13 protein-coding genes are annotated in these 12,864 nt (G+C 70.9%); 4 read left to right on the top strand and 9 right to left on the bottom strand.

Going from position 1 to position 12,864, the window contains the following annotated elements:
• Positions 1–52: 52 nt before the first annotated feature.
• The 5 genes from ACFWYW_RS27180 to ACFWYW_RS27160 are packed head-to-tail and all read right to left on the bottom strand — an operon-like array spanning position 53 to position 4,930.
• A complete protein-coding gene (locus tag ACFWYW_RS27180) occupies positions 53–1,513 on the bottom strand; it encodes a hypothetical protein (RefSeq protein WP_379625140.1) in 1,461 nt (486 codons plus the stop codon).
• Positions 1,476–1,901, bottom strand: a complete 426-nt coding sequence (locus tag ACFWYW_RS27175) for a GtrA family protein (protein ID WP_379625142.1) — start codon at positions 1,899–1,901, stop codon at positions 1,476–1,478. The genes ACFWYW_RS27180 and ACFWYW_RS27175 overlap by 38 nt, the downstream gene beginning before the upstream one ends.
• Before the next feature lie 2 nt (positions 1,902–1,903).
• Positions 1,904–2,242: a DUF2304 domain-containing protein gene (locus tag ACFWYW_RS27170; protein ID WP_379625144.1), complete on the bottom strand. Its 339-nt coding sequence runs from the start codon at positions 2,240–2,242 to the stop codon at positions 1,904–1,906.
• Complete coding sequence (locus ACFWYW_RS27165) at positions 2,239–2,976, bottom strand: glycosyltransferase family 2 protein (RefSeq protein ID WP_379625146.1); 738 nt, start codon at positions 2,974–2,976, stop codon at positions 2,239–2,241. Before ACFWYW_RS27165 ends, ACFWYW_RS27170 begins: the two co-directional genes overlap by 4 nt.
• 16 nt (positions 2,977–2,992) lie before the next feature.
• Entirely contained in the window at positions 2,993–4,930 is a 1,938-nt protein-coding gene (locus ACFWYW_RS27160; RefSeq protein WP_379625148.1) for an arabinofuranosyltransferase, read from the bottom strand.
• Between the two features lie 194 nt (positions 4,931–5,124).
• Between ACFWYW_RS27160 and ACFWYW_RS27155 the strand changes: the two genes are divergently transcribed.
• Positions 5,125–5,823 (top strand): polysaccharide deacetylase family protein, encoded by a 699-nt coding sequence (locus ACFWYW_RS27155; protein WP_379625150.1) that lies wholly within the window; start codon positions 5,125–5,127, stop codon positions 5,821–5,823.
• Between the two features lie 51 nt (positions 5,824–5,874).
• Positions 5,875–7,242, top strand: a complete 1,368-nt coding sequence (locus ACFWYW_RS27150) for a hypothetical protein (RefSeq protein WP_379625152.1) — start codon at positions 5,875–5,877, stop codon at positions 7,240–7,242.
• On the opposite strand, the gene ACFWYW_RS27145 is transcribed toward ACFWYW_RS27150, so the two are convergent.
• Positions 7,167–7,637 carry a winged helix-turn-helix transcriptional regulator gene (locus ACFWYW_RS27145; RefSeq protein ID WP_379625154.1) on the bottom strand — a complete coding sequence of 157 codons (471 nt, stop codon included), beginning with the start codon at positions 7,635–7,637 and terminating at the stop codon, positions 7,167–7,169. The genes ACFWYW_RS27150 and ACFWYW_RS27145 overlap by 76 nt on opposite strands.
• 77 nt (positions 7,638–7,714) lie before the next feature.
• On the opposite strand from ACFWYW_RS27145, the gene ACFWYW_RS27140 reads away from it, so the two are divergent.
• On the top strand, positions 7,715–9,100 hold the full coding sequence (locus tag ACFWYW_RS27140; protein ID WP_379625156.1) for an MFS transporter: 1,386 nt from the start codon (positions 7,715–7,717) through the stop codon (positions 9,098–9,100).
• Here ACFWYW_RS27140 and ACFWYW_RS27135 read toward each other — a convergent pair.
• Entirely contained in the window at positions 9,078–9,509 is a 432-nt protein-coding gene (locus ACFWYW_RS27135) for a MarR family winged helix-turn-helix transcriptional regulator (RefSeq protein WP_379625158.1), read from the bottom strand. The genes ACFWYW_RS27140 and ACFWYW_RS27135 overlap by 23 nt on opposite strands.
• Before the next feature lie 82 nt (positions 9,510–9,591).
• Between ACFWYW_RS27135 and ACFWYW_RS27130 the strand changes: the two genes are divergently transcribed.
• A complete protein-coding gene (locus tag ACFWYW_RS27130) occupies positions 9,592–10,446 on the top strand; it encodes a haloalkane dehalogenase (protein WP_379625160.1) in 855 nt (284 codons plus the stop codon).
• 39 nt (positions 10,447–10,485) lie between these two features.
• On the opposite strand, the gene ACFWYW_RS27125 is transcribed toward ACFWYW_RS27130, so the two are convergent.
• Together ACFWYW_RS27125 and ACFWYW_RS27120 are read right to left on the bottom strand one after the other, a co-directional pair.
• Positions 10,486–11,724: an SGNH/GDSL hydrolase family protein gene (locus tag ACFWYW_RS27125; RefSeq protein WP_379641091.1), complete on the bottom strand. Its 1,239-nt coding sequence runs from the start codon at positions 11,722–11,724 to the stop codon at positions 10,486–10,488.
• A 150-nt stretch (positions 11,725–11,874) separates the two neighbouring features.
• Complete coding sequence (locus ACFWYW_RS27120) at positions 11,875–12,840, bottom strand: fibronectin type III domain-containing protein (RefSeq protein WP_379614351.1); 966 nt, start codon at positions 12,838–12,840, stop codon at positions 11,875–11,877.
• Positions 12,841–12,864 lie beyond the last annotated feature (24 nt).

The raw sequence follows: 12,864 nt of genomic DNA, 5'->3' as shown, positions 1-12,864 counted from the left end.
AGCGACACGATCACCGGGTCGCTTGGTGGGGAGCAGAGGAAAACCAGGCGATCTATTGACCTTCGCCGGCCGGTCTCCGCAGCCGCTTGGACAGCACCGCCACCAGGATCGGCAGCAACATGATCCCGATCATGATGGGCGCGGCCATGTACCTGAACAGCTGCGCCGGGATGGCCGCCGTCACCGCGAGCTGGTGCCCCGCCACGACCGCCGCCAGCACGAGCGCCGCCTGCCGCCGTCCGGCCCAGGCCAGCGCGGCCGCCGCGGCGTAGACGAGGTAACACCAGGTCGCGCCGCGCCACAGCAGCCACTCGAACTGCTCGGTCAGCGACAGGCCCCTGACGAAGACCGCGGCGTCGTGCAGCGTCTGCGAGAGGGGGCGCGTGGCCAGGATCGGCCGGTACGGGCTGGCCGCCATCGTCTGGCCGGAGGCGCGCCAGCCGTACAGGTCTTCGGGGACGTTGGGCATGCCGACGAGCACGCGCTCGCCCGGCTGGGCGGGGAAGGCCACCCAGGCCACGGAGCCGCGGCAGAGCCGGGCGGCGGTGACCACATCGGGGGCGCGCTTGATCAGCCGCACCCACAGGCCGACGAGCTTCTTGTAGTGCCGGTCGGCGCGGGCGACGTCGAAGCCAGCGCTGAGGGTGGTGTCGGCGTTGAGGCAGTTGGCGTTGGACTTCCAGTGTTCCAGGGGCGCGATCCGCGCCATCAGCGTCAGGTCGCGTTCCTGGAAGGCGCCGGGACGGCGGGCGTAGGTGACGGCGATGTCGGAGTAGGCCGTGGCGTAGCTCAGCCAGGGGCGGACCGGGTCCACGCTCATCGCGGGGTAGGCGTAGGCGGTGACCAGGTAGACGGTCGCCAGGGGGACGGCGGCGGCGCCGGCCAGCCGTACCCGCGTCCCCGGAAGCAGGATGACGGCGAGGGCGATCGCGATGGCGGCGAACAGGAAGCCGTTGTTGCGCAACAGGCACAGCACCAGCACTTCCACGCCCAGCGCGGCGATGAGCGGCCACGAGCGGCGGCGCAGCGCCAGGCGGCCCAGCGTCGCCGTCATGAGCACCAGGACCAGCGCGAACGGCACGTCCTTCCACACCGTGACCACGAACGTGCCGGTGGCGGGCAGCGCGGCCACCGCGAGGGCGGCGGCCAGGCACCACGCCCACGGGACGCCGAAGTCGCGCACCACGCACGCGAGCACGGCCAGCGTGAGCGCGGCGGCGGCGGCCTGGACGAGGGTGAGCGCGGCCAGGTCGCCGGTCGCGGCCAGCGACAGCCACACCAGCGCGTCGTAGAGGACCGAGTGGTCGGCGCGCCAGTTGCCGGTCGTCACCTGCCACACGTAGGTGATGGAGTCCCAGCTCATCAGGCCGGGATAGAAGGCCGCCCACCACAGCAGGTAGACGGCCAGGCAGCCGGTGAAGACGAGGGCGGGCAGCCGGTCGATCCGGTACGGCTTCGCCGCGATCGTGGTCCGCTCAGACGGGGACGCTTGGATGGTAGTCAGGTCGCTCACTCCGATGGCTCACCGCGGGGAAGACCCAGTAGCGGCAGAGGACGAAATTGACGGCCACGCCCACGCCGACCATGGCGGTCTTCGCGACCAGGTAGTGCGTGCCGTGTTCGACCAGCCCGAGCACGCCGACCAGGGTGAGACCGTAGTTGACGGCGCACAGCGTGCAGTAGCGCAGAAACTGGCGGCGCATCCGGCCGGGCGCGGCGGCGAAGGACACCGACCGGTTGAGCGCGAAGTTGACGACGAGCGCGAGCAGGAACGCCAGGAGGGTGGCCGGGGCCAGGCCGACGGCCAGGACGCTGTGCAGCAGGTACAGGGCGCCGAGGTCGACGGTGTAGCTCAGCCCGCCGACCAGCAGGAAGCGCAGCAGGCTCCTGAGCGTGGTCATGCTCAGCGGTGCTCGCGGCCGGACAGTCGCAGCAGGGCGACCTCCTCGGCCAGCGTCCGCGTACGCTCCTCCAGGCGGCCGAGTTCCGAGCTGAGCTGCACGTTCACCCCGAGCAGCACGAGGCTGCCGAGGAAGAACAGCAGGTTCGCCGGCACCTGCACGCCGAGCATCGCGGCGGCGCCGGCCAGGACGTCGGGGAACAACGCGATCACCACGATCACCCCGGCGAGCAGCACCCAGAACGTGGCGTACTTCTCGCGCAGTTTCCTGCGGCGCAGCATCTCGAAGACGATCGAGACCGTGACGACGGCACCGACCAGGCCCAGCATGTAGACGCTCATACTCCGGCCCTCTCCGGAACCTCGGCCGCGGCGACCGGTTCCCAGCGCCTGATCAGCGCCAGGCCCAGTGCCACACCGGCCCTGACCAGGTAGACGAGCGCGCGAAGGCTCGACTGGCTGGCCGTGCCGTACTCGCGGGGCCGCATCTTGACCGGGATCTGCCTGATCACGCAGCCGCTGCGGACCGCGATGACCAGCGACTCCACGGTGTCGCCCAGGTACTCCACCGGGTAGTGGACGGCGAAGATCGCCATCGCCTTCCGGTTGGCGGCCCTGAAACCGCTGGTCACGTCGGTCAGCCTGGTCCTGGCCAGGCCGGAGACGACCATGGCCAGCAGCCGCATCGCCAGGCGCCTGGCGAACTTCGCGCTCGTGTACGTGCCCGCCCCCGCGAAGCGCGATCCGATCACGATGTCCGCCGACTCCACGGCGGCGACCAGCTTGCCGATGTAGCGCGTGTCGTGCTGGCCGTCGGCGTCGACCTGAAGCGCCACGTCGTAGCCGCGGTCCAGCGCGTAGCGGTAGCCCGCGCGCATGGCGCCGCCGACGCCGAGGTTGTAGGGAAGGCGGAGCACGGCCACGCCGCTCGCTTCGGCCAGCGCCGCGGTGGAGTCCGCGGACCCGTCGTCCACGACCAGGATGTCGGCGTACCCGCAGGCCGATTCCAGCTCGTCGATGACCAGCCGGATCGACTGTTCCTCGTTGTACGCAGGAATGATGATCAGTACCCGCATCGCTTCCCCCTCCCTGTCAGGAAGCATGGGCGTCCAGGGCCGCACACGCTGCGCCTCGGCAGGGTCCTGGCTCACTCCTTGCCGAGACTTGACGATCGGGCAGCCTGATCGCGACGACGATCCCGCCGGGCAGGTCGCGCACGACCGCGAAGTGCCGGGGCGAGAACTGGACCGGGGAGAACTGCGCCGTACTGCCGTCGGCCAGCACGGGCCGCCACGTCCAGGCGGCCTTGCGCGCCCACAGCACGAAGACGTCGATCCCGCCGAACCTGCTCGCCCGCGTGGCCGCGGCGAACCGCTCCGGGTCGGTGATGGCGGCCAGCCGCTGGAGCTCGGCGTACCTGTCGTCCCAGCGCACGACGCTGAGGGCGGCGGTCCTGACCACGGGCAGGTAGCCGGGCCAGGGCAGGTAGGAGTAGAGGCGTTCGTCGACGGCCAGCGTGCGCGGGCGGGCGTGCGGGCCGTAGTGCTCGCGGACGGCGCGGCGGATCTCGGCGACGGGGAAGGCCCAGGGCTGGGCCGCGCCGAGCTGGCGCAGTTCCTCCTGCCCGGCCGCGCCGGTGGCGGGCATCCTGCCGTCGGGCAACGGCTCGGCGTGCGCCCTCGCGGCGTGCACGCCCTCGGCGTGCGAGGCGGCGGCCGAGCCCACCGGCACCGGCGACCAGGCGCGCCACAGGTAGCTGCCGGACCAGACGACGCAGACGGCCAGCGCGACCTGCGCCCATGGCTTCACCGGCAGCTTCGGCACGAGCCAGGTCAGCGACAGCACGCCGGAGGCGAGCAGCAGGCCGTGCAGCAGGTGCATGGAGTGGTGCGCCATCCCGGTGTGCCCGGTGAACACGAAGCCGACGGCGTAGGCGCCCTGGTAGGCGTAGGTGCCGGCGATGAGCAGCGCCATCGGCAGGCCCCACCAGGTCCGGTTGCGCAGCGCGACCGTGCCGACCAGGCCGGCGGCCTCGACCGCGCCCAGGAAGGACGGCTGCATGAACGGGAAGGAGGAGGCGGCGACGGCCGGGGTCGCGTACAGGTCCGCGACGTTCTGGCCGCCGGTCGTGGCCAGGGTGACCAGGTACGGCGCCACGTACCAGGCCGAGACGGCCAGTCCGATGGCCACGACCCTGGTGAAGTACCACAGCAGCCCCCACCGGTCGGCGCTCTGCCAGAAGGCGTAGCCGACCAGGGCCAGCAGGCCGGCTATGCCGTACAGGAAGAAACCCAGGTAGAGCTGGACGATGAGGCCGAGCAGCAGCCCGGAGCCGAGCCAGTGCATCCGCCCGCCCGGACGGGCGGCCAGCGTGCCGAGCGCCCAGGGGATGAAGACGGCCAGCGCGAAGACCTCGTAGGCCTTCCACGGGTAGGAGAACGCGACCAGGCTGAAGACGGCGAGCGCCAGCGCGACGGGGGCGGTGGTGGTGCGGCGCCACAGGGCGTAGGCGGCGACGACGGCGGCGGAGGTCCAGACGATCTCCGCTTCCGCCAGCAGCTGCCAGGCGGGGATGCCGGTGAGCGCGGCGGCGCGGCCGATCAGCCAGGGGTAGAGCGGCGGGTACTCGGCGGCGACGCCCTCGACGATGCCGTCGCTGCTGGCCGTGACCACGCTGAACCTGGTGGCCATCGAGGCCATCCTGGCCATGTCGCCGGACAGCCCGTCGAAGCCGAACGGCGTGCCGTGCAGGGCCACGCGCATGGCCAGCGCCGTCCACGCGGCGAACGCGGCGGCGGCCACGTCGTAGACGGCCGGGCGCCGCCACATGAGCGCCACCGCGAGCAGCGGTACGGCCAGCATGAAGCCCACGGCCAGCGGGAACAGGGTGCCGCGCAGCGTGAACGGGTCGGCGCCGACCAGAGCGGGCACCAGGAGCGCCGGCGGCAGGAGCACCGTGTACACGCCGAAGGCGACCAGCGCCGCCCTCCCTGCCCGGACCGCGGGCTCCGCGGCGGTTGCGACCGGCAAGATGCGAGGAGTGAGCAGGCGCACGCCCTCGACCCTCTCGCCGATCGGCGCCGGTGCGCCGCGGATTGACCTCCCGACATACCAATGGTGGGGCAATCAATTCCCCCGGAGGTGATTCCGTCGCACGATGCGAAAGATGGATATCGCGGATATGCCACACTTGCCGGGGGTTCGCGAAGGGGAGGTGGTGCCCGGTGGTCGGGCGTGGAGTGGCGGTGCTGGCAGGGCTCGTGGCGGGACTCGTGGCGGGAACGGTCCTTCCGGCGATCCCCGCGCAGGCGGCGAAGGTCAACTGCGCGAAGGCCAAGTGCCTGGCCCTGACGTTCGACGACGGACCGGGCAAGACGACGCCCGAGCTGCTCAAGGTGCTCAAGAAGGCGAAGGTCAAGGCGACGTTCTTCGTCATGGGCAAGCAGGTGGAGCGGCGGCCGGCCGTATTGAAGAAGACCGTCGCTGACGGGCACGCGATCGGCAACCACACCTACGGGCACCCGTCGCTGCCCTCGCTCATGGACGAGCAGGTCACGACCGAACTGCGGCTCACGCAGGAGATCGTCGAGCGGGTGGCGGGGATCACGCCGAAGATGTTCCGCCCGCCGTACGGGCACACCGACGAGCGCATCGTGGAGCTGGCCGCGCAGGAGGGCATGTCTCAGGTCATGTGGACCGGCACCACACTCGACTGGCAGTCGCGCGACGTCAAGAAGATCAAGGCGGCGGTGCTGCGGCTGGCCAGGCGCGACGGGGTCATCCTGATGCACGAGACCGTCCCGCAGACCGTGCGGGCGATGCCGGAGATCATCAAGGAGCTCAAGAAGCGCGGCTACACGCTCGTCACCGTGCCCCAGCTTGCCGGGGCCAAGAAACTGGCGCCGGGAATGGTATATCCGTAATGGGCGGGTAGGGTGTGCCCCCAAGGTGCACCCTCCCCGGCCTCAGGACTCATGCGCGTTCTCCGTTCCACGTTTCTGCCCATCCAGATCGTGCTGCTCTGCTGGTGGGCGGCCTTCTACCCCGGCCTGTTCAGCCGTGACTCCGTCCTCTATCTGAGCCACACCCTGGCCGGACCGTGGATCAGCGACCACTCGGTCCTCTACGACTCCGTGCTGTGGCTCAGCATGCGGCTCACCGGCGATCTCGGCGCGGTGACGCTGCTGCAGACGACCGCGATGGCCCTCACGCTCACGTTCCTCGCGCGGGCGCTGATCGCGCTCGGGGCGCCGCCGCGCTGGACCAACGCCATGGCGATCCTGCTGGCGTTCCTGCCGCCGCTCGGCGCGTTCTCCGTCGCGCTGTGGAAGGACGTGCCGTTCACGATCTGCGCGGTCGCGATCGCCGGCGTCTGCGCGCGCGTGGCCGCCGACCGCGACCTCACCAACGGCCGCCTGGCCGCGCTGTCGGCCCTGTTCACGCTGCTGGGCCTCTTCCGCGCCAACGGGTTCCTGGTCGTGGCGATCGCCGTGGCCGCGCTCCTGCTGGTCGTGCCCCTTCTGCGGGTACGGCTGGCGCTGCTCGGCACCGCGGCGGCCGCCATCCCCCTGCTGCTCAGCAACCTGATCTTCCCGCTGGTCGGGATCTCGGCGCCGAGCAAGACGTACGTCTACCACACCGCCTTCGGCGACATCGCGGTCGCCTTCCACGAGCGTCCCGACCTGTTCGACAACAGCGACCGGGCCATGCTCGCCACGATCGCGCCGCTCAAACGCTGGGACAAGGGCGGCACCTGCCACACGATCAACCCGCTGATCTGGCGCGGCGACTTCAGCTGGCCGCAGGCCGACGCCCACGCCACCGAACTGCTCGACCTGTGGAAGCGGCTGCTGATCAAGGAGCCCGGCCTGGTCGTGGACACCCGTCTGTGCAGGGGCGCGATCGCCTGGCAGCTCTGGGCCGACGACGAGGAGACCGGCGGCGACACCTACCGCTTCTCCCGCCGCCCCAACGCCGACTCCTACATCGGCGAGGACCAGGTGCCCGACTACCGGGGCCGCGAGGTCTTCACCCTGCGCCCGCTCAACGAGGGCCTGAACACGCTGGCCGGCACCTGGCTGGACGTCACGCTCGACAAGGCCGTCGACTGGATGTTGTGGCGGGGCGCCCTCTGGTCGTACCTGTCCTACCTCGCGCTCGCGCTGGCCGCCTGGTCGCTGCGCAACCGGTACGTGCTCGGCGTCGCCGCCATCGTCCTCGGCCAGCAACTAGCCATTCTGGCCAACATCTCCGCCCAGGACTTCCGCTACATGGCCACGCCGATCTTCGTCGGCGTCATGCTGCTGCCACTGCTGGCCTCTTCGTTCAGGCGCCGGTCGTAGTTCTCGCGCGCCCGCGCGACGCAGGCGCTGTGCTTGCGCGACCAGTTGGTCACCGTCAGCAGCGCCTCATACAGCTCCAAAGCCATCGGCGTGGTCTGGTACTCCACCTTCGGCGGCACCGTCGGATACACCGTGCGCTCCAGCATGCCGTCGCGCTCCAGGTTGCGCAGGGTCAGCGTCAGCATGCGCCTGCTGACGCCCTCGACCGTGCGCTCCAGCTCCGTGAACCTGACCGGGCCCCGTGAGGCGACCACGATGATCTGGATCGCCCACTTGCCGGCGATCCGGTCGAGGATCTCGCGCGGCGGGATCGGGCACTGGCCCGAGTCGATGAGCGCCTGAGCGTCCGCCAGCGTCTTGAGCTGGTCTGGTACAGCGGTGTTCCCCTGGGACATGAAAGTGCCTTCTTCCGTAGGACCCTGATAGTCACACACGATGTCCACTGTTACAAGTCGTTCCCTAAGGAAGCATCGTGAAGAACAAGTGGACAGCCCTCGCCCTCCTCACCACCACCCAGTTCGTCCTCATCCTTGACTCCACCATCGTCGGCATCGCGCTGCCGCTCCTCGGCCAGGACCTGCGCATGGGCCAGGAGCAGTTGTCGTGGGTGCACACGGCCTACTCGCTCGTGTTCGGCGGCCTGCTGCTGCTCGGCGGGCGCCTTTCCGACTTCTTCGGCCGGCGGCGGGTGTTCGTCGCCGGGATGTTGTTGTTCGCGCTCGCCTCGTTGCTCGGCGGGCTCGCCTCCGGCGGGGTGCTGGTCGTGGCGATGCGGGCCGTACAGGGGATGGCCGCGGCTCTTGTCGCGCCCGCCGCGCTGTCGCTGGTGATGACCATCTTCAACGGCGACCCCGACCGCGACCGGGCCATGGGCCTGTGGGGCGCGGTCGGCGGCGTGGGCGCCTCGACCGGCGTCGTGCTCGGCGGCGTGCTGACCGACTGGCTCGGCTGGCGTTCGGTCTTCTATGTCAACGTCCCGGTGGGCGTGGTCGTCGCCGTCCTCGCGCTCAGCCTGCTCCCCCAGGTCGCGCCCTCCGGCGCCCGCGGCTTCGACGTGCTGGGCGCGGTCACCTCGACGGCCGGCCTCGGCCTGCTCATGTACGCGGTCGTGGAGTCGTCCCTGCCCCTGGGCGGACTGGCCGTCGTCGTCCTGGCGTTGTTCCTGGTCATCGAGTCGCGCTCCAAGAACCCGCTGATGCCGCTCTCGATCTTCCGCAAGCCGTTGCTGCGCGCGGGCAACGCGATCATGTTCCTGGTCGCCGCCGCCGCCCAGCCGTTGTTCGTCATCCTCACCCTCTACACGCAGTACGTCCTCGGCTACTCCGCCACCGAAGCCGGCCTGTCGGTCGTCGCCATCTCCATAGCGATCGCCCTGACCGCCTCGACCGTGGGCGGCCGCTTCGTCAGCCGGTTCGGCATCCGCGCCACCGCCGTCACCGGGATGGCGTTGATCACCGCCGGAGCCGTCGCGTACCTCCGCATCACCCCCACCAGCACCTTCCTCGGCGCGCTCCTCGCCCCCGAGTTGCTGACCGGCATCGGCTTCGGCCTGCTGGTGGTGGCCGTCACCATCGCCGCCACGGCGGAGGCCACTCCGGAGGAGGCGGGGCTGGCCTCCGGCCTGTTCAACGTGACCCCGCAGGTGGGCATCTCCATCGGCGTCGCCGCCCTCGTCTCCCTGGCCACCACCGTCTCCGGCCCCAACCCCTCACCGGAGGCGCTGACCTCCGGATACCAGGCGGCGATCATGGCTTCGGCGGGGATCGGGGTGGTGGGTCTGCTGGCGGCGATCGTGATGCTGCCGCGCCGGGCCGCGAAGGGAACGGCGGCGCGACCTACTGCGGGAACACGAGCTTGACCAGCAGGTCGACGAGCTGCTCTCGCTCGGCCTCGGTCAGCGGGGCGAGGAACTCCTCGTGCATGATGGCAAGCGCGGCCTCCAGCCGGACGAACTGCTCCCGCCCCGCCTCCGTCAGCGAGATGACGTTGCGCCGCCGGTCGTCCGGGTCCGGCGTACGCTCGACCAGCCCACGCTCGGCCAGCTCGTTGATGACGGCGACCAGATCGCTGCGATAGATCCCGGTCCGGTCGCTCAGCTCGGCCTGGCTGGCCGGCCCGGAGTCGTGCAGGGCGACCAGGGCGCTGTAGTGCCACTTGCGCGCGCCCAGCTCGGCGAACCTGGAGGTCACCACCCGGTCGGCTTGGGCGGCGGCCAGGCCAAGCAGTCTGCTCGGCACCCTTCTGAGGCGGGCCGGGGTGTTCTCCATGAGCCAAGGCTATTGCGTTAGTGGCACTAACGATGTAATTTCGTTCGTGTAACTAACGTTTATCTGACTAACGGAGTACGCGATGCCCGCCATCGAGGTTCTCGGCTCGACCATCCACTACGAAGAGACCGGCTCCGGCACCCCGATCGTCTTCCTCCACGGCAACCCCGCCTCCTCCCACATGTGGCGCAAGGTGCTCCCGCTGGTCGGCGAGGGCCGGTTGCTGGCGCCCGACCTGATCGGCATGGGCCGCTCTGGCAAGCCCGGCATCGGCTACACCTTCGCCGACCACGCGCGCTACCTGGACGCCTGGTTCGACGCGCTCGGCCTGGAGGACGTCGTGCTCGTCGGCCACGACTGGGGCGGCGCGCTCGCCCTCGACCGGGCCGCCCGCCACCCCGGCAAGGTACGCGGCGTCGCCGTCTTCGAAACCTTCCTGCGCCCCCTGTCCTGGGCCGAACTGGGCGAGGGCCCACGCGCCCGCTCCGAGGCCATCCGCTCCCCGAAGGGCGAAGAACTGGTGCTGAGCACCGACTACTTCATCCAGACCGCCTACACCGGCGGCGTACTCACCCCGGTGAGCGAGGAGGAGAAGGCGGCCTACCTCGCGCCGTTCCCCACCCCCGAGAGCCGCCGCCCGATCCTGGCCTGGGCCCGGTCCATCCCGCTGGACGGCGAACCCGCCGACGTGGCCGGCCGCATCGCCGACTACGGAAAGTGGCTCACGGCCAGCCACGAGACCCCCAAGCTCCTGCTCACCTTCGACGGCTCGCCCGTCCTGCTCATCACGCCCGAGGTGGCCGAGTGGAGCAGGTCCGCGGTGGCGGCGCTGGAGATCGAGTACGCCGGCGCCGCGGGCCACCACGCCGCGGAAGACCAGCCGGAGCGGATCGCGGCGGCGATCGCCGCCTGGGCCGACCGCAACCGGCTCCGCTGAGTCTCCACGAGCGGCCGCGCGCCCCCGGCGGGGGTCGCGTCAGCGCAGGTCGGCGGGATCGACGGCGTACGCCACCGCGCGATACCCGGCGTCGTTGAGGTGCAGATGGTCACCGGAGTCGTAGGCGGGGTCGAGCTGGTCCCCGTCGGAGGACGAGGCGAGGACCCGGTCGAGGTCGACCACCGCGTCGTACTCACCCGACGTGCGGATCCAGGCGTTGACCTCGTCCCGCTTGGCCTCGCTGACCGCGTCGTAGTACTGCGAACCCTTCATCGGCGGCAGCGTCGCGCCGATGACCCGCACACCCCCGGCCCGCGCCTGCCGGATCAGCTCACGGTGCCCGGCGATGACCTGCCGCGCGGAGACGTCGGTGGACGTCCGGCTCATCCCGATGTCGTTGATGCCCTCCAGGACGATGACCGTGCCCACGCCGGGCTGGCCCAGGGCATCGCGCCGGAACCGGGACGTGCCCTTGTCACCGAGCTGCGCCGAGTCGACCGTCACCCGGTTCCCGCCGATCCCCTGGTTCAGTACGGCACGCGGCCGGCCCGCGGCGGCCAGCCGCTCGGCCAGCTCGTCGGGATAGCGGTTGTCGGCGCCCGGCGTGGACCCGTAGCCGTCGGTCAGCGAGTCTCCGAAGGCGACCACGCCACGGCGATGCGTACCGCCGATGACGTCAACGCCGCTCAGGTAGTACCAGGACACGGTCGTCTCGGTGAACGCCGCGCCGCCCACGTCGGCCCGGTGGTCGCCGCTCGCGCGGTAGCTGGGCGCGATGGCCTGGGCGTGGTAGGTCGCCGGACCGGTCGGCTCCGCGAGATAGAGCGTGACCGTGAGCGAACCCAAGGCCTCCACGGGCAGCGGCACCAGATCACTCGCGATCTCGGCCCCGGCCGGGACCGTGAAGGCCCTCGCCCCGTTCACGGTGAGATGCCGGACCGACCCACGCCGGACGGCGGCGCCGTCCGCGGTACGCGCGACCGTGGCCCCCGCGACCTTCAGCGGCGTGGTCCCGTAGACGTTGGACAGCCGCACCCGCGCCGCCACCCCGCCCACGCTGACCCGGACCACCTGGCGGACCGTCTGCTGGGAGAAGCCCTCCCGCGACCAGTTCGGCGTGTAGTTCACGCCCGGCCGCTGCGGCGAGGCGGCCCAGGTGGCGGCCCAGCCGCGAGGGCCGCCCGCCGCGGACTCGGCCAGCGCCGCTCCGGAACCGGCTGTCACCGCGGCGAGCACGAGGGCCAGCGTGGATGCGATTCTTCGGGACAGGACACGCAATGGATGTCTCCTCACGAAAGTCGTGCATGTGGGGAAATCATCGCCGCGGCGCCGCCCGCGATCATCGCCCTGCGGGCGCTCGTCCGGCTACCACGTTCAACGCAGATTCCCGCCAGGCACTACGACGTAGGGAGCAGCCCACGGTTGGTGTCAGGCGTCGTCGCCGCAACTGGGCGAACGCACGAACGTGGTCGTGGCGGCGGCGGAGGCGTTGCCGGAGCTGTCCACGGCCCGGACCGCGATCGTGTTGTCCCCCACGGGCACGATGCCGATGGTGTACGCGCCTGCACCGCGCACCCAGCCGTCGTGCGTGCCGTTGACCAGGACCTCGTAGTCGATCGCCGGCTGCGGATCGGCGTTGTCGCTCGACTGGTTCCAGGTCAGATCGACGGTGAAGCAGGCGTACCTGGCCGTCTTCGCCACCAGCCCGGTGGGAGCCGACGGCGCGGCCGGGTCCGTACGCGGAAGCGTGTCGAGCGTCAGGGTGTTCGACGAGGGCGACACGCCTATGGCCCCGCGAACCGCCCGCGCCACGTACGCGTGCGACGACTGCGCGGTGAGCCCCCGCACCGCCAGGCCGATCGTCTCGATCCCGTCGAAGGGCCCGGCGGGGATGGTGGCGACGACCGCGCCCCCGTCGAGAACCTCGTAATAGCTGATGTCCCAGCTGTCGTCGGGCTGTTCGAAGGCGAGCCCGACCCGCGCGGAGGCCACCTCGGTTGCCCGCAGGTTCGCCGGTCCTGGCGGAACCACACCCGGTCCGCGCGTGGTGATCGTCAGTGTACGGCTCGGCGGCGAGGTGTTCCCGGCGTCATCGGCGGCGATCACCTGGAAGGAGTACGTGGCGCCCGGAACCAGCCCGGAAGCGGTGTAGCGCTGCAGCCGCGTGGTCGCGACCAGGGCCCCGTTCTGATAGACCCGGCCTCGAAGGATGCCCACGCTCCCCGACGTGTTCTGCGACCAGTGGAAGGAGATCTGCGTCGCGGTGACGGTGTCGACCCGCAGCGGCTCCGGCGCGGACAGGGCGACGGCCGCCGTGCTCGGAGGGGACGACATCACCGCGGCCACCGCCACGGCGGCGAGGATGGCGGCGAACCTGGACAGGCGCTTGATCATCTCTGGTTTCCCTTCGTGGGCGGC

It is taken from the genome of Nonomuraea sp. NPDC059023, from assembly GCF_042740095.1.
Taxonomy (GTDB): domain Bacteria; phylum Actinomycetota; class Actinomycetes; order Streptosporangiales; family Streptosporangiaceae; genus Nonomuraea.
Note: the sequence above shows the minus strand (reverse complement) of the source record. Positions and strands in the feature narration are given on the sequence as shown.